The organism is Rufibacter immobilis (genome assembly GCF_003721565.1).
Classification (GTDB): Bacteria; Bacteroidota; Bacteroidia; order Cytophagales; family Hymenobacteraceae; genus Nibribacter; species Nibribacter immobilis.
This window is the reverse complement of record NZ_RJJE01000017.1, coordinates 690,617-706,918: the sequence shown is the minus strand read 5'-3', so window position 1 is coordinate 706,918 and position 16,302 is coordinate 690,617. Positions and strand designations below refer to the sequence as shown.

The following is a 16,302-nucleotide window of genomic DNA, read 5'->3' as shown; positions in this document are numbered from 1 at the left end:
TGCTCTAATTAACCGGAACTTGAAAATAAACTTTAAAAACGGTGCCTACATCTACCGTGCTTTCCACGTCAATGTAGCCCCCCATGCTCTCTACCTGGGTTTTGCTCATGTGCAGCCCTAGCCCTTTGCCATCAATGTTTGGGTGAAACCGGCGGTACAGCCCAAAAATCTTCTTCCCCTGCTTCTCCAAATCAATCCCCAGGCCATTGTCCCGCACCAGCAGGCAGAGATGTTGATGGGTTTGAAGGGTACTGATGTAAATCTCTAAAGGCCGGTGGGGGCTCCGGTACTTGACGGAATTAGAGATAAGATTGAAAAATATACTGCTGATGTAGCTTTTCACGCCCAAAACAGTGGCTCCCTTGGAAAAATCTGCGGTAAGGCTGGCTTTGCTGCTCACCAATTGCAGCGCAAGCCATTCCCGCGCCTCCAAAAAGCCCTGCTGCAAATCTACCACCTCAAGCAGCTGGTCGGTCTGGCTCCTAATGGTCAGGATCTCGTTCAGATCATGGATAGCGGAGTCCAGATAATGGGTAGTCCGTTCCAATTTATCAATAATCACCAGGTTATTGGGGTCCGCCAGATTCTGTCGGTTGTATAAATTGGTGAGACCAACCAAATTAGCCACCGGGCGGCTCAGGTTATGCGACACAATATTGGCGAACTGCTGCAAATGCTCTACCTGCTTTAGGGTTTTCTCCGTCAGATGCGCTTTTTCAGATTCAGATTTTTTCCGTTCGGCTATTTCCCTGATGATGGTAAAGCTGTAGGTCTCTTCTTTATAGGGAAAATAGCTCCAGTGGATTTCAACCGGATGCAGCTGTCCGTTTTTGGCCTGAATCATGGTTTCAATGCTAAGGCTCTTCAGCTGTTCAAACGCCTGCCAATGCGACTGCCATACCTGCATGTCTAAGGAGGGGGAAATGTCATAGAACTTGAGCAGTTGGAACTCTTCCTCCTGGTACCCCAAAAACGTGCTCGCCGCTTTATTGCTCCGGCTTATCTGGCCGTCTTGCCTAATCCAGAGAAAAGGCTCCGCGGAATTTTCAAAAGAGAGTTCTACAAACTTGAGGCGCTCTTCTTCCTGCTTCCGTTCCGTAATGTCATGAATACTCCCATCCAACCGAATCAATTCCTCTTTCTGGTCTAAGGTAGCGAAACATTTGGTGAGCACCCACTTCTCTTCGCCGCTGGCGGTTCTGATGCGGTGCTCAAACTGAAAGCGTTTCCTCCCTTTTTTATTTTTCTGGATGGCTTCCTCAAAAAGGTGCCTATCCTGCGGGTGCACCAGATTAAACCATAAGAGCGGCCCTTGGTAGAAGTGTTCAGAAACGTAACCTGTAAGGGCAAAGCACTGCGGACTGATGTAGGTCATCTCCATGTGCCCATTGAAGGAGAACACCACCTCTTCCACTTTGTGGAGAATATCCAGAACGGGTTTCTCAGCTTCACAAGCCGGTAAGGCAAGTTTCCTGAGCGCCGACATCTCTTGGATAATGACCATGCGTTCCGTTACTTCCTTTTCGGGAGGAAGTGGCTTGGAAGACTCCAGCACAAAAAGAAGCGTACCATCTTTCTTCACATGCACCTTCTCCCCAGCGGCCCCAGTTTTACCTTTCAGCTCTTTGTGTGCCCCAAACAGGGTAAACAATTTTGAAGGGGGGGCCACTTCTTGGACCGTCATCTGAAGAAACTCTTCCCTGGTGTAACCATACAACTTCACTGCTGCGTCGTTCACCAAAGAGAATCTGAGGCTCGTGGTACAGAATACCCACATTGGTAAAGGGCTATTCATAAACAAAAGCCTGAAAAACTTTTCCTGCCGTAGTTCAGGGGATACTAATTCGCTATATGTATTCACAGTTGGAGAAATCCTCCCGCAATTATACAAATTATTATTTAAAACCTAACAACACCTACTAGATTATTATTATTTTTATTATTAATTAGATTGATAAAACTTTTTTAACGTCAGAATTACGTCATTTATTGCCTAAAGAGAAAAGTTAACTATGTATGGCTTTGACTTAAACAATAATGTTTATCACTACTAAAGAGAGCTGAGGTTATAACTGATAATAAAACTTTGCCTCAAGGATAATAATTACATGGAATAAGTCAATACTATCAAAGAGTAGCTTTAGATAGGAGTTTCAGCCGGTACAGGAACTTTAGACCTCTTCCAAATGAAACTCCCGCCACTCCCCTGGCTGCAACTCTCCCACCTCAATACTCACCACCCGCACCCGCACCAACCGTTCTACTTCATACCCCAGCTTATAGCACATGCGCCTGATCTGCCGGTTGAGTCCTTGGGTGAGCACTATCCTGAAAGCCTTCTCCCCAACCTGTGCTACCTGTGCCGGACGTGTTTTCTGACCCATGATCTCCACACCCGCCGCCAACTGCGCAATAACTTCAGAAGTAAGCGCTTTATTTACCGTCACCACGTACTCTTTTTCCTGATGGTTGTCTGAGTGGCTGATGCGGTTATAGAAGACTCCGTCATTGGTGAGCAGCATCAATCCTTCTGATTCTTTGTCTAACCTGCCTACCGGAAATACCCGCTCCTTTAACCCAAGCGCCTGAGCCAGGTTATTCTCAATGTTTGGGTTAAGGGTAGATTCCACTCCACGGGGTTTGTAGTAGGCTAAATAGATAAAGGCCTGCGGGGCTTTGATGACCGCTCCGTCAAGGGTTACGGTATCTTCTGGTAGCAGCACCTGATTGAGGTACCCTTTCTGTCCATTCACGAGCACTCTTCCTGCGGCTATACAGTGTGCCGCCTCTTTATTAGAGAATCTGGCTTTCTGCACCACAAAATGCCGTAATAAAGACGTAATTGCTTTCATACTTTAAAGAAAAAGAGCCAGCACAAAAGAGGATAACCTCCTTCTGCACTGGCTCTTTTAGAATGTTAATTTACTTATTCCCGCAACATGCTCAGGCAGACACCAGGGGCTTTGGCTCCTCTTCCCATTCTTCCAGATTGGCTACCCCTATTTTACGGGCATCGAACACGGGGTCTTTTCCAGCTTTACGTTGGGCATTATAGTCTTTGAGAGCTTTCAAAGCGGGCTTCTGCAAGAGTAGAATGGCAATAATGTTAAGCCAGGCCATCACGCCCACTCCAATGTCACCAAGGGCCCAAGCCATTTCGGCGGTCTTCACCGCACCTAAAAACGTGGCGCCCATGATGCACACCCGCAGCAAAACCAACAGCCATTTATTGGTGCCTTTCCGGAAAAGGTAACTCAAATTGGTCTCCGCTATGTAGTAGTAGGCCATGATGGTGGTGAACGCGAACAGCATGAGGGCAATAGCGACAAACTTTCCGCCCAAGCCTGGGAAATGGGTATTGACCGCCATCTGCGTAAATTCAGAACCTACGGGGATACCCGGCAGATTCTCCACCAGAAAGCCACCCTCAGGATTCACTACATTGTATTGCCCCGTAAACAAGATCATAAAGGCCGTAGCGGTACACACAAACAGCGTATCTACGTACACACTGAACGCCTGCACCAGTCCCTGCTTTACCGGATGACTTACCTCAGCGGCCGCTGCCGCGTGGGGTGCCGTACCCTGACCTGCCTCGTTGGAATAAATACCGCGTTTCACCCCCCAGCTTACCGCCATACCAAAAACACCGGCAAAGGCAGGCTCCAGGTCAAACGCCGAGCGTACAATTAAACTGATCACGGAAGGTACCTGAGTGATGTTCATCCCAATGATGATGAGCGCCATTAGAATATAGGCTCCGGCCATAAAGGGTACCAGAATTTCGGCTACTTTCCCTATCCGTTTTACTCCTCCAAATATAATGAGGCCCAGTACCAGCGTAATTCCCCCTCCGGTGATGGCCGGATCTACTGGAAAAGCGTTCTTGATCCCCATGGCAATGCTGTTGCTCTGCACCCCTGGCAAGAGTAAGGTCATGCTCAGGATGGTAGCAATGGCAAACACCACGGCGTACCACTTCATGCCCAATCCTTTCTCTATGTAGTAAGCCGGACCGCCCCGGTACTGACCATCTTTTACTTCTTTGTACATCTGGCCCAGGGTAGCTTCTATGAACGCCGAGGCGCTGCCCAGAAACGCAATGGTCCACATCCAAAAAATAGCTCCTGGTCCGCCCATGGCAATGGCGGTGGCTACTCCGGCAATGTTACCGGTTCCCACGCGTCCGGCAATGGCAATGGAAAAAGCCTGAAATGAACTCACCCCCGTTTCTGAAGCCTTGTTGTCAAACAGTAGCCGAATCATTTCGCGCAGATAGCGCACCTGCAAAAATTTGGTTCTAACGGAGAAATAAACGCCCGTGGCCAGACATAGCACAATTAAAGCGTTGCTCCAGACAACGTCATTGATGCCCGTAATGATTTTTTCCATGAATATTGAGTTACCAGTAATCGCTTAAAAGCCTTGGAGGAAGCCATTTCTTTGGAGGCTCGCGCTTCCCATTCTATGCTAAAGTAAGGAAAATTTTTCTACTAGAAGGTTTTACTTGTTTTTCTGTCTGTCTTGCTCCTGTTACAAACCGTACTCTACCAACAACTTGCAACACCTGCACGCCATCAGATTCCGTAGTAGAAATGAAATGCACCAAGCGCATCAACAACCTTAAAAACGTCAGCCGATGAACACACTTTCACTTTTCCTGTTGCAGATAATATTGAGCCTGTCAATGCTTGTAACCGGTTGGTTTGTTCCCGCCCCTAAGCATAGCCCCCACCACCTGTCCCCATCAAAATCCTCTGCCCAAGCTCCCAAGTCTACTGACCTGGAAGGAGCCTGGCAACTGGTGAGCAACTCACGAAACGGACAGCAGGCAACGAACGCCCTGCTTCTGGCCGATGGCTTTTTCACCGTGGCTCAGTTTGACCTAGCCGGGAAGAAATTCTTGGGCACGTACGGCGGCACATACCAATTAGATGGGGGAAAGTTCACGGCCAGATACGAGTTCAATACCTTTGACAGCACCAAAGTAGGCACCGCTGTAACCGGCAGCTATGCCCAGAAGAACGGGAAGTGGCAACTCCAGATGAGAAGCGGCAACAATGGGTCAACACTTACGTGGGAAAAAATGCCCGTAAAAAACACCAGTTCTCCCTTGGCGGGAGCTTGGCGCATAAGCCAGAGGGAGGGCCAGGATGGACAGATGAACCAGATGGTGCCGGGCCCCAGAAAAACCATCAAAGTCTTAACGGCCGATCGGTTCCAGTGGATTGCCTTCAACTCCCAAACCGGCGGCTTTTTTGGAACCGGCGGCGGCACCTACACCGCCCAGAATGGGAAATACACAGAACAACTGGAGTTTTTCTCCCGCGACAACAACCGGGTGGGTATGTCCTTGTCCTTCAACTTTGCCATGCAAGACGGAAGATGGCACCACAGCGGCCTAAGCAGCACGGGTGGAAAGGTGAATGAGGTGTGGCAACGACTTTCAAAGTAATGGCTAATGTCACTTTCAACTCTTTTCACTTAGTTATTCTTCTTGCGAATGCTAGCCTTCTGGTATTTCTTAATTAAGACTGAAAAATCAGTATAACTATTTCCCAAAACCAAGGTACAGCTGTAATTAAAGAGTCATTTCCTCCATCCCCGTTTTGTTTACTATGACCAGAATATTACTGAATCCAAGCCCCACGTCTGCCCTTGCCGCTGCTCCTAAAGGGAAATTTCCGCTACAAAATCATTACAGCCAGAGCAGCAAAAACAAGGCTCTTGTTTCATGGGTAAGACTGAGGACGCTCTTGTTTTTATACCTGTGGTTCACTGTATTATTAAGCAGCTGCTCAACTTCTAAGTTAGGTACTGCCGGGCAGAAAAAAGTGGCGGGTAAAACTTTTGTGATTGTGGGTGCCTCCAGTGGGTTCGGGCGCGGAGTAGCCGAACAGTTGGGTGCCTATAAAGCCAATGTGGTACTGGCCGCCCGGCGAGGGGAATTGCTGGAGGAAGTAGCCAACCAGGTGCGGGCGGCGGGCGGAACGGCGCTGGTGGTGCCCATGGACATCAGTAAGCCCGAGGACATTCAGCGCCTCCTGCAGGCGGCTTTGCAGCAGTACGGCAAAATTGATGTCTGGATCAATATGGCGGGCGTAGGTGCTATTGGGCGGTTTTGGGAAATTCCTATTGAAGACCAGTCACGGATAGTAGACATCAACCTGAAAGGTTTTATTTACGGCAGCCACGCGGCCATCAAACAGTTCAAGACGCAGGGCTACGGCACGCTCATCAACATGGGCTCCATTGAGAGCGAAAACCCATTGGCCTACCATGCTTCCTACGCAGCCACCAAAGCGGGGGTGCGTCACCTGGGCCAGGCTATTAACCAGGAACTGCGCCTCAGCGGTAGCAAAGACATCAAGGTGGTGACGGTAGAGCCCTGGGCCGTGGACACGCCTTTCTGGGGGCACTCGGCTAACTACAGCGGCGGCACGCCCCGCATGGCCTTTATGGACCCGCCCAGCAAAGTAGTGAACGCCACCATTAGAGCAGCCATCAGGCCCAGACAAGAACTGGCCGTGGGCTGGAAAGCGAAGAGCGCCAAATTTTCCCACAAGATCCTCCCTCACTTCACAGAGAGGTACTCCGCGAACATCATTCACCGGTACCAGATAAAGACGGCCCCACCAGCCCCGGCTACCTCTGGGTCGGCATTTGAGCCTATGTCCAGCGGACGTGGAGTGGACGATGGCGTTAGGCAGCGCATGAAGGAAGAAAGAAAAATGCGGAAGCAGAAGAAAAAGCAACCGTAAGGTTGAGAAAATTCCGGTGAGGTAGCGGATGAAACAACCGGGGTGGTTTTGGCAGGAGCTGTTACCTTTGCTTTGGGGCGCCTAAGCTACATCAGCGAAGCCCGCGCCCTTCTTTTCCGTTCAAAGTTTTATGAATCGATTCATCCCCCGGGAGATTGCCGCCGACCTACTCTGTAAAATTCAGGAGCTGGCCTTGCCCGCCACCTATGACTATGAAAAGCATCGGCTTGTTTTCTTAGATGAGCAGGGCAATGAGGAATGGTATTTCCGGTTGCCGCTCACCCTCCCTCCCGTACAGCCGCAGGCCGAGGTTACCACCAAACCGGTAAACTACGTGGTGCTCTTGATCCAGGCGGGAAACTGCGCCATGGGGTATTTTGAGGACGGTAAAAACCTGAACCACAAAGTATACCGGTCTTACATGGTGCGCAAGAAACAGGGCAAGAGCCAGATCAAGTACCTGAAAACCAAAGGTAAGTCAAGGGCCGGTTCCCGCGTGCGGCTGGGCGAGACTGCCGAATTCTTTGAGAACATCAACGGTAGGTTACAGGACTACTTTGAGGCGCACCAGATTGACCGCATTGCCCTGAGCTGCTCCAAAACCCTGATCCCTTACCTCTATGCTTCCAAAGTGCCCACCCCCTTTGACAAACGCGACCCGCGCCTCTTCAAGATTCCAAAGCACGTGCACACCCCCATCTACGAGGTGATAATGGAGGTAAACCGTTTCCTGCTCCGCGGCGAACTCATCTACGAGCCCCGGCACCAGGAGCTGATCCATACGCTGCTCCCAGACCCAGATGTGTTTCTGGAAGGTGAAGACGAAGAAGAGATGTTTGAGTTCTAAGCCTGGTTTTGGCCAAATTCTAAAAAAATAGCCGCTAAACGCACATCGTCAAGTACCTAATATCAAACATCTTATTACCAATAAATAAACTATCACTTTCACCACTTCGTTGACAAGTTATCTGGGGCTTTTGAGATCCTGAACGCGTGCCAATCAACACTTGGGGAAAAAATCTTCCTCTGGTTTAGCGGTAGAAACTAGCACATCTGGTGCTTTCGCCCTAAATTTTAAAACATGACACCGGCCAACGGAGTACACAAGGCTGTTTTAAGCCTGATTTAGGAAAAAGAGCCGCTAAACGCACATCCGGCAGGGCAAAGTTGGGGGTGCGGCAAAAGTAAAGTAGCTTTATAGAATCTTGCCTGTACGGGCAGCACCACACAAGACAGAAACCATGGAAATTTTGCTGTTTGGCATTACCAGAGAAATAGTGGGCCATTCTGCCCTGCGCGTTCCGCCGGGGGAAGAAACGCTGCACACCGTGGGGGACCTGAAAAACTGGCTGGCCAGCCGCTACCCCGAACTGAAGAAACTCAGTTCCCTGGCCGTGGCCGTAGACAGTGAATACGCCATGGACGACCAGCCCCTGTCCCCCCAAAATGAAATCGCCCTCATTCCTCCCGTGAGCGGAGGTTAAACCTTACCCATGCTGATCAGAATAGTAGACCAGGTAGACCTGCAGGAAGCCTATCAATATCTGCAAGCGCCCACGGCGGGCGGGATAGACCTCTTCATAGGCACCGTGCGCGACAACGCGAAAGGCAAAAATGTAGTAAAACTAGTCTTTGAGGCCTACGCGCCCATGGCCCTGAAGGAAATGAGGAAAATAGCCGATCGCGCGCAAGCCCAATGGCCCCTGGAGCGGCTGGTGATGCTGCACGCCGTGGGCGAGAAACGCGTTGGCGAGCCGGTGGTGATTATTGGCGTGGCCTCTGCGCACCGAGATGCCGCGTTCACCGCCTGCCGCTTTCTCATTGACGAACTCAAGAAGACCGTGCCCATCTGGAAAAAAGAGTACTACCAAGACAACAGCGTATGGGTTAACGCCCATCCATAACCGCCCATGAGCAAACCCTTGTTACTAGATAAATACGGCCGACAACTCACCTACCTGCGGCTTTCGGTCACGGACCGCTGCAATTTCAGGTGTTACTACTGCATGCCGCAGGAAGGGATGGACTTTGCCGCGCGCCAGGAACTGCTCTCCTTTGAGGAACTGTACCAACTCTCGGCGCTTTTCTGTGCGCTGGGGGTGACCAAGATCAGGATTACGGGCGGCGAGCCCTTTGTGCGGGCCGGTATCATCCCGTTTCTTCGGCGCCTGAGCCAACTGCCCGGGCTGGAGGAAATCACGGTGACCAGCAACGGCACGCTCACCCAGAAACACATCAACGCCTTGCAGGAAATCGGCATCCGGAAAATCAACATCAGCCTGGATTCGCTGGACCGCGAGCGTTTTCACCGTATTACGCGCCGCGACACGTTTGACGCCGTCTATGCCTGTATTTTTCAGCTGCTGGAAGCAGGTTTTGACGTGAAACTGAACTGCGTGGTGGCCGAGGGCAAGAACATCCAGGATCTGGTGCCGTTTGTGGAACTGACCAAAAACCACAGGCTGGCGGTGCGCTTTCTGGAGGAAATGCCCTTCAACGGCAGCGATTCCTTTGCCCTGCCCCAGTGGAGCCACCGGGAGATTCTGCAACACTTGCAGGACCATTACCCCGCGCTGGAGAAACTACAGAGTGAACCCTCGTCCACCTCGGTCAATTACCGGGTGCCGGGGTATGTGGGGTCCTTCGGGATTATTCCTTCGTTCAGCAGAACCTTCTGTGGCACCTGTAACCGCATTCGGCTGGGAGCCACCGGCGAGCTGCGCACCTGCCTGTACGGTCCACCGGCCACTAACTTGCGGGACCTGCTTCGGCTGGGCTTCTCCACTGAGCAACTCACCCAGGAAATACTGGAGGCGGTAAGCATGAGGGCGAAAGACGGATTTGCCGCGGAGGCCAGCCAGGCGCAGAGCATCCACACGTCCATGTCGGTGCTGGGCGGGTAAGCTGTTCCCGGCGTTTAGCGGCTCTTTTTGGAAAATCGGCCCCTAAACGCAAATTTGAAAACCGCACCAGACGTACCATTGATTTCTGGTAAACCGAAGCCATGAGTCTGCAACGCTCTCAGTGAAACATAATCCTCCACTTGCGTTTAGGGGCCGATTTTTCAAAAACAGGCGCTAAACGGAAAATAAATTTAGATGAGTACTCTCTCTCACGTAGATGAAAATGGGCTGCCCGGCATGGTAGATGTCTCGCCCAAAGCGGTGACGGTAAGAACGGCCATCGCCGAAGGTTTGGTCCGCTTCCCCGCGTCGGTTTTTACGCAACTGACGGAGCAGGATTTCCTTACCAAGAAAGGCGCGGTGTTCCAGACGGCTATCATTGCGGGCGTAATGGCGGCCAAGAAAACCGCTGACCTCATTCCGCTGTGCCACCCGCTGGCTTTGTCCACTTGCAAAGTAGAGATTGAACCTATAGAGGATAATCAACTTAAAGTTACCTGCTTAGTGCGGTGCGAAGGAAAAACCGGCGTGGAGATGGAAGCGCTCACGGGAGTATCTGGGGCGGCGCTCTGCATCTATGACATGTGCAAGGCCCTCACCCATGACATCACTATTTCAGACATCAGGCTGGTAGAGAAAACAGGCGGCAAATCTGATCTCCATGCAAACAGATAAACCCATGTACGGACTAGTGCTGAGCGGCGGGCAAAGCTCCCGCATGGGCCAGGACAAAGGGCTGCTGCGCTACCACGGCCAAAGCCAGCGCGAGTACCTGTACCAATTGCTGCAAGGCACGTGCTCGCGGGTTTTCATGAGCTTGCGCCCGGGGCAGGAAGCCGAAGTACCCCCGCACCTAAACTACCTCCTGGACAGCCACGAACTGCGCGGACCTTTAAACGGCATTTTGAGTGCACTGCTCCAGCACCCGCAGGCTGCCTGGCTAGTGGTGGCCTGTGATCTGCCCCTGGTACAGGAACTGACCCTGCAAAAACTGCTACAAGAACGCGACCCGCAGAAAATAGCCACGGCCTACGCCCTCACCGGCTCAGACTTACCAGAACCGCTGCTGGCCATCTGGGAACCCGCCGCCTATGCCCCGGCTCTGGCCTTTAGCCAAACCGGCAAAACCTGCCCCAGAAAATTCCTGCTCCAGTCAGACATCAAACTGATTCATCCGGCCCAGGACGAGGAACTCTACAACGCCAACAACCCCGAAGACTTTGCCTACATCACCCAAAAGCTGCACCATGGACAACCGCTATAGCCGCCAACTGCAACTGCCGGGCTTCGGGCCGGAGGCGCAACAGAAACTGCTGGATGCCCGCGTTCTGGTGGTAGGAGCCGGTGGATTGGGCGTGCCGGTGCTCCAATACCTCACCGGAATGGGCGTGGGTAAGATTGGGATGGTAGACGGTGACCGCATCAGCCTGAGCAACCTGCACCGGCAAGTGTTGTACAGCACCCAGGAAGTAGGCCAGCTGAAAGTGGAAGTAGCCGCCCAGAAACTCGCGTTGCTCAACCCTACAGTACAACTGCAACCCTACCCCACGCACCTCACCCCCCAGAATGCGCTGGAGCTGATCTCAAACTATGATCTGGTCATTGACGCCACCGATACCTTTGAGGCCCGGTACCTCATCAATGATGCCTGTGTGCTGCTGAAGAAACCGTTTGTATACGGCGCCCTGCACCAGTTTGAAGGACAGGTAAGCGTGTTCAACCACCAAAACGGTCCAACTTACCGCTGCCTGTATCCTACGCCGCCCTCGGCCCAGGAAATCCCGGACTGCAACACGGCGGGAGTATTAGGCGTGGTACCGGGCCTGGTGGGTGGCCAACAAGCCCTGGAAGCAGTAAAAGTTTTAACTGGAATAGGACAAACCCTTTCAGGACAGCTGCTTATGCTGGACTTCCTGAACCAGACCCAATACAAAATCAAACTGAAACCCAACCCGCTGAACCAGCAGATTACTTCCCTCCAATCTTCTTACGCAGTGGCCTCTTGCCAGACAGTGGCAGAAATCAGCGCCGAAGAATTGCTCTCCTGGTTTGACCAGAAGAAAGACTTTTTGCTATTGGATGTGCGGCAACCGCAGGAGTTTGAACTAGCGCATTTGCAGAAAGCGCTCCTGAAGCCACTCCCTGAATTTGAGCGGCAGGCGCCTACGCTCACCGCAGAATTACCCATTGTGACCATGTGCCAGAAAGGAAGCCGCAGCCGCAAAGCCGCGGAGCTGTTACTTGCCCATAGTTCAGCGTTGGAAGTGTTCAGCCTGAGTGGCGGCATGGATGAGTGGCTGCAAACGAACGGAACCCAAAGACTAGCCTCGGCATGAACGTTGACCTGAACCTGCTGCTACTGGTGCTGAGCTTTTTTGTAGTGGCCACGCTGTATTCCTCGGTGGGGTTTGGCGGGGGCTCCAGTTATCTGGCATTATTGGCGCTGTTCCTGCCCAATTTTCTGGAGATTAAGTCAACGGCCTTGCTCTGCAATCTGGTGGTGGTAAGCGGAAGTACCTATTTATTCGTCAAGGAAGGGCATTTTGATCTGAGGAAATTTCTGCCGCTGGCCCTGTGCAGCGTTCCCATGGCTTTTCTCAGCGCCACCCTCGCGCTCTCCCAAGGAGTCTTCTTTGTCTGTCTGGGTAGTGTGCTGGCGCTTTCTGGAGGTCTCCTGGTGGTTCAGTACTTTATACAGCCGGTAACCCAAAAGTTCACGTATGCGCAGCATTCCCGTTTCTTTAATCTACTGCTGGGCGCGGGCGCGGGATTTGTCTCCGGGTTAGTGGGCATAGGCGGTGGTATTCTGCTGTCGCCGGTGCTGCACTTGTTGCGCTGGGCAGACGCCCGCACCATTGCCGCCCTGGCCTCCTTTTTCATCCTGGTCAACTCAGTGGCGGGTTTACTGGGGCAGGTGGCGGGCGGCCATTTTCAGGTGAATGAAAACGTTCTGCTGCCTTTGCTGCTGGCCGTTTTTCTGGGCGGACAGTTGGGCACCCGCATAAGCCTGCACAAGCTCCATCCGCAGGCCGTGAAAGGACTTACCGGTATCTTTGTCTTGTACATTGGCCTCAAGCTGGTGTTCAGCTATAGTTAATCCTACCCCATGATCTCAGTAGACGAAGCCTTGCAGTTGGTGCTGCAACACAAGATGAATTTGGGTACAGAAGAAGTACCCTTGCTACAGGCCGTGGGGCGGGTATTGGCCCAGGAAGTAACCGCCGACCGTGATTTGCCTCCCTTTGACCGGGTCACCATGGACGGCATCGCCATTAAGGCACAAAGTTTTGCCTCCGGTACCCGAAGCTTCCATATTGAAAAAATTCAGGCGGCCGGATCACCCCAAACGGCTTTGGCAACTGCTGAAAATTGCATTGAAGTGATGACCGGAGCCATGCTTCCCGCCAACACAGATGCGGTGGTGCCTTATGAGGTTTGCGAAATCCAGAACCAAGTGGCCACCGTGCTGGCAGCGAAGGTAACCTCCGGCCAGAACATCCACCGCCAGGGCTCAGATAGTACCGCGGGCTCCATTCTGGTTTCAGGGGGAGTGACGGTTACGCCCGCCATCATTGGCACTTTGGCCTCGGTGGGCATGCACCAGGCGAAAGTTTACCGTATGCCCCGCGTGGCCATTTGCTCTACCGGAGATGAACTGGTAGACGTTGAGCAAACCCCGCTTCCGCACCAGATCAGACGGTCTAACGCCTATGTGCTGGCGGCGGCGCTCCAAGAGGCAAAGGTTCCCGTTTCCCTCTGCCACCTCCCCGATGCGCCTGAAACAATGCAACAGGAATTAGCCGCCATTCTTCCGCAGCATGAGGTGCTGCTGCTGTCTGGAGCGGTGTCTAAGGGCAAGTTTGATTTTCTGCCGCAGGGATTGGAGAAGCTGGGTTTAGCGACCGTTTTTCATAAAATAGCCCAAAAACCGGGCAAGCCCATGCTGTTCGGGAAGCTGCCGGAGGGGAAAGTGGTCTTCGGGTTTCCGGGCAACCCGGTGTCTACGTACGTGTGTTTCCAGCTGTATTTCTGGCCATGGCTTAAGGCTTCGCTGGGCCTGAAAACTCAGCCACAGAAAGCGCAACTGGCGCAGCCTATCTCCTTTCCACCCGCCCTGGGCTACCACGTTCCTGTTACGCTCACCAATGAAAACGGTGTTTTACAGGCATTACCCGTGAAAACATCCGGCTCCGGAGATTTAACCAGTTTATATAAAGCAGACGCGTTGCTGAGTCTTCCGGCAGATCAGGATGAATTCAAGGCAGGAGAATCGTTCCCGCTGACGCTGCTTTAAAAATTCCGTTGATTGACACCACTGCTGGCAGTAACAAAATTCCCTTACCGTTTAGGGGCTCTTTTTTCAAAATCAGGCCAAAAACAGCCGCCGCAGTTAGGATTCCACCGCTTATCTTGCGTACACAAGCAGAAGACAAATCACTACGCTATGGAAAATACAGCATGGAATGAGGCCCGTTACCGCGAACTGAATGCTTATTTCAGGGAGAGAATCCAGCAGTTGCTCGGCGCAGATCCGCATTTGCAGAAACAGGTAGCTGAGGGTAAGAGCATACAGCTGGAGGAACTGGTAGAGAGCATGACCTTAAACGACCAGCTTCTCTGGAAGGAGTTTCTGGCCCTGGACCAGCAGAAAATGCACCAAGATCTGCAAAACCATTTAGAGGGCAAAGGCTCTCCCCTGCATGATCAGTCGGGCTTCTACCGCAACCAACGGGAAGAAGGTGAAGAGGATACTTCCTTGTGGTAAAGCGTACAGACAGTAGATGATGGATGAAGAAAAGGCCAAACCTTTTTCACCCTACGCTTGCTTCTTGCCTCATATAGAAACATTTATCCCCTCATTACTTCAAAGCATCAAAGCTGTACTGGGCATCGCTCCAGAATTCATCAAGGGCAATGATGCGGGGTTTGAAGAACGAGATCAGGGTAGGCCAATCGTCGCGGTTGAAGATGTTCACGGGGCTAATCTCCTTGTAGATGCGGGTAATGGTTTCGCCGTACTCGTTGGTGCCATGTAGTTCCCACTCCCATTCCTCGCTTAGGGTTTCGTGCAGGTAAAGTTTCAGTTCCAGAAACTGCTGGTAGAAAAGCTCCTGAATCTCGGGGTCTGGATGGGTGATCTCAATACCTATGGAAGCCGTTTTCTTTTCGGCCCGCATCCTGAAATACACATGCTTGATCCCCGTCTTGTAGTTAGACCAATTGATTCTCAGGCCTTCGGCCGAGGGGTGCGGCGCAATGTACTGGCCAAACGCGGTCCAGAAGGCTTGTCTTAATTGGGAGGCTTGTTCTCTGGTATACATGCAATTAAAAGAAATAGCGGGCGCCAGGCAGGATACAACCAGGGGAAGTACCTACCTATGACTACTTAAAAATACCTAATATTCGGTATTTACCATGTAAAGATAACCACTGTACTTTGTAGGAGATGAAGCTGTCTGACAGCTTTCATCACAGGGTTTTTTATTTTTGTTTCAAAAAGGGGGCATCGGGGGACGCCCCCTTTTTATTTTATTACCACTGCTGGTGCACGGCAGGCTTAAGGTAACGGTCATACACCGCCCGTACGCCCTCCATCTGCTCAGAAGTTAAGGCAGGCAAAGCCGCCGCCTGCAGGTTAGAGGCAACCTGGTCGGGCCGGGAGGCTCCCGGGATGACGGTGCTTACCTCTGGGAACATAAGTACCCAACGCAGCGCCCAGGCCGCCAAAGGCTCCTGCCCCGGGAAAAGTCTTTTCAGCTCCTCCACTGCTTCCAACCCAAGGTCAAAATCTACCCCGGAGAAAGTCTCGCCTTTGTCAAAAGCCTCGCCGTTGCGGTTGAACGCCCGGTGATCTTCTGAATTGAACGTGGTTTGGTGCGACATTTTGCCGGTTAGCAGGCCACTGGCCAGCGGTACCCGCACAATAAGCCCCACGTTGTTCTCTTTAGCCACCGGAAAAAGTTGCTCGCTGGGCTTCAGCCGGAACATATTGAAGATGACCTGCACCGTTGCCACGTTAGGGTATTTCATGGCCATGAGCGCCTCCTCCACTAACTCCACGCTCACGCCCAGGTTCCTGATTTTGCCTTGCTCTTTGAGACGGTCAAAGGCTTCAAAGATTTCAGGCCGCGTGTAGACCTCAGTGGGCGGACAGTGCAGCTGAATGAGGTCTATGGTGTCTAGCTTCATGTTGCGCAGGCTTTGCTCCACATAGCCCACTAGTTTCTCGGGCGTGTAACCCTCTGGGGTATGCGGTTGAATCTGCCGTCCGCATTTAGTGGCTATGAAGACCTCTTCTGAGCGCTTCTTCACTACTTTGGCCACGGCGGCCTCACTTAAGCCGTCGCTGTACACATCAGCGGTGTCAATGAAGTTCACGCCTGCGTCAATGGCGGCGTTAATGATGGTTTCGGCATTTTCTTCTTTGAACGGCTCGCCCCAGCGTCCGCCCACTTGCCAGGTGCCCAAAGATATTTCTGAAACCTTGAATCCGGTTTTCCCTAGTGTTCTGTAGTTCATGTTGGTGCTTCTTTTATCTAATTCCTTATCATTACCCCTTTCCAGAACAGCCGTTGCGGCATCTGGGCAGGGCTATCTGTTTTACGGCAGTTTTAGGAAAAACAGCCCCTAAACGGAAA

Annotated in this window: 17 protein-coding genes; 12 read left to right on the top strand and 5 right to left on the bottom strand. The window is 52.0% G+C overall.

The annotated features are described in order from the left end of the window. Nucleotides 1-4: 4 nt before the first annotated feature. The 3 genes from EFA69_RS15735 to EFA69_RS15725 all read right to left on the bottom strand — a co-directional run bounded on the left by EFA69_RS15735 (nucleotide 5) and on the right by EFA69_RS15725 (nucleotide 4,392). Nucleotides 5-1,861, bottom strand: coding sequence for a PAS domain-containing sensor histidine kinase (locus EFA69_RS15735; RefSeq protein ID WP_262696992.1), 1,857 nt, complete (start codon nucleotides 1,859-1,861; stop codon nucleotides 5-7). A gap of 310 nt (nucleotides 1,862-2,171) precedes the next feature. Then, complete coding sequence (locus EFA69_RS15730; protein ID WP_123134043.1) at nucleotides 2,172-2,852, bottom strand: pseudouridine synthase; 681 nt, start codon at nucleotides 2,850-2,852, stop codon at nucleotides 2,172-2,174. A 91-nt stretch (nucleotides 2,853-2,943) separates the two neighbouring features. After that, nucleotides 2,944-4,392: an alanine/glycine:cation symporter family protein gene (locus EFA69_RS15725; protein WP_123134042.1), complete on the bottom strand. Its 1,449-nt coding sequence runs from the start codon at nucleotides 4,390-4,392 to the stop codon at nucleotides 2,944-2,946. Nucleotides 4,393-4,639: 247 nt separating this feature from the next. Here EFA69_RS15725 and EFA69_RS15720 point away from each other — a divergent pair, with 247 nt between their 5' ends. From EFA69_RS15720 to EFA69_RS15665, 12 genes are all read left to right on the top strand, one after another. Next, nucleotides 4,640-5,455 (top strand): membrane or secreted protein, encoded by an 816-nt coding sequence (locus EFA69_RS15720; protein WP_245964601.1) that lies wholly within the window; start codon nucleotides 4,640-4,642, stop codon nucleotides 5,453-5,455. Nucleotides 5,456-5,834: 379 nt separating this feature from the next. After that, nucleotides 5,835-6,761 carry an SDR family NAD(P)-dependent oxidoreductase gene (locus tag EFA69_RS15715; protein ID WP_221175757.1) on the top strand — a complete coding sequence of 309 codons (927 nt, stop codon included), beginning with the start codon at nucleotides 5,835-5,837 and terminating at the stop codon, nucleotides 6,759-6,761. Nucleotides 6,762-6,891: 130 nt separating this feature from the next. Further along, the gene (locus EFA69_RS15710; RefSeq protein WP_123134039.1) at nucleotides 6,892-7,608 is read left to right on the top strand and encodes a hypothetical protein; all 717 of its coding nucleotides are present in this window, start codon (nucleotides 6,892-6,894) and stop codon (nucleotides 7,606-7,608) included. 394 nt (nucleotides 7,609-8,002) lie between these two features. Beyond that, nucleotides 8,003-8,245 (top strand): MoaD/ThiS family protein, encoded by a 243-nt coding sequence (locus EFA69_RS15705; protein ID WP_123134038.1) that lies wholly within the window; start codon nucleotides 8,003-8,005, stop codon nucleotides 8,243-8,245. Between the two features lie 9 nt (nucleotides 8,246-8,254). Continuing rightward, nucleotides 8,255-8,665, top strand: coding sequence for a molybdenum cofactor biosynthesis protein MoaE (locus tag EFA69_RS15700; RefSeq protein ID WP_123134037.1), 411 nt, complete (start codon nucleotides 8,255-8,257; stop codon nucleotides 8,663-8,665). 6 nt (nucleotides 8,666-8,671) lie between these two features. Next, the gene (gene moaA, locus EFA69_RS15695; RefSeq protein ID WP_245964600.1) at nucleotides 8,672-9,664 is read left to right on the top strand and encodes a GTP 3',8-cyclase MoaA; all 993 of its coding nucleotides are present in this window, start codon (nucleotides 8,672-8,674) and stop codon (nucleotides 9,662-9,664) included. Nucleotides 9,665-9,859: 195 nt separating this feature from the next. Further along, nucleotides 9,860-10,339, top strand: coding sequence for a cyclic pyranopterin monophosphate synthase MoaC (gene moaC / locus EFA69_RS15690; RefSeq protein WP_123134036.1), 480 nt, complete (start codon nucleotides 9,860-9,862; stop codon nucleotides 10,337-10,339). Beyond that, nucleotides 10,326-10,928 (top strand): NTP transferase domain-containing protein, encoded by a 603-nt coding sequence (locus tag EFA69_RS15685; protein WP_123134035.1) that lies wholly within the window; start codon nucleotides 10,326-10,328, stop codon nucleotides 10,926-10,928. The genes moaC and EFA69_RS15685 overlap by 14 nt, the downstream gene beginning before the upstream one ends. Next, nucleotides 10,912-12,000 carry a HesA/MoeB/ThiF family protein gene (locus tag EFA69_RS15680; RefSeq protein WP_123134034.1) on the top strand — a complete coding sequence of 363 codons (1,089 nt, stop codon included), beginning with the start codon at nucleotides 10,912-10,914 and terminating at the stop codon, nucleotides 11,998-12,000. The genes EFA69_RS15685 and EFA69_RS15680 overlap by 17 nt, the downstream gene beginning before the upstream one ends. Continuing rightward, nucleotides 11,997-12,761, top strand: a complete 765-nt coding sequence (locus EFA69_RS15675) for a sulfite exporter TauE/SafE family protein (RefSeq protein WP_123134033.1) — start codon at nucleotides 11,997-11,999, stop codon at nucleotides 12,759-12,761. Before EFA69_RS15680 ends, EFA69_RS15675 begins: the two co-directional genes overlap by 4 nt. 9 nt (nucleotides 12,762-12,770) lie before the next feature. Then, on the top strand, nucleotides 12,771-13,958 hold the full coding sequence (locus tag EFA69_RS15670; RefSeq protein ID WP_123134032.1) for a molybdopterin molybdotransferase MoeA: 1,188 nt from the start codon (nucleotides 12,771-12,773) through the stop codon (nucleotides 13,956-13,958). Between the two features lie 150 nt (nucleotides 13,959-14,108). Then, complete coding sequence (locus tag EFA69_RS15665) at nucleotides 14,109-14,429, top strand: hypothetical protein (protein WP_123134031.1); 321 nt, start codon at nucleotides 14,109-14,111, stop codon at nucleotides 14,427-14,429. Between the two features lie 94 nt (nucleotides 14,430-14,523). On the opposite strand, the gene EFA69_RS15660 is transcribed toward EFA69_RS15665, so the two are convergent. Both EFA69_RS15660 and EFA69_RS15655 read right to left on the bottom strand, forming a co-directional pair. Continuing rightward, nucleotides 14,524-14,985, bottom strand: coding sequence for a DUF4268 domain-containing protein (locus EFA69_RS15660; RefSeq protein WP_123134030.1), 462 nt, complete (start codon nucleotides 14,983-14,985; stop codon nucleotides 14,524-14,526). Nucleotides 14,986-15,196: 211 nt separating this feature from the next. After that, the gene (locus EFA69_RS15655; protein ID WP_123134029.1) at nucleotides 15,197-16,183 is read right to left on the bottom strand and encodes an aldo/keto reductase; all 987 of its coding nucleotides are present in this window, start codon (nucleotides 16,181-16,183) and stop codon (nucleotides 15,197-15,199) included. Nucleotides 16,184-16,302: the final 119 nt, after the last annotated feature.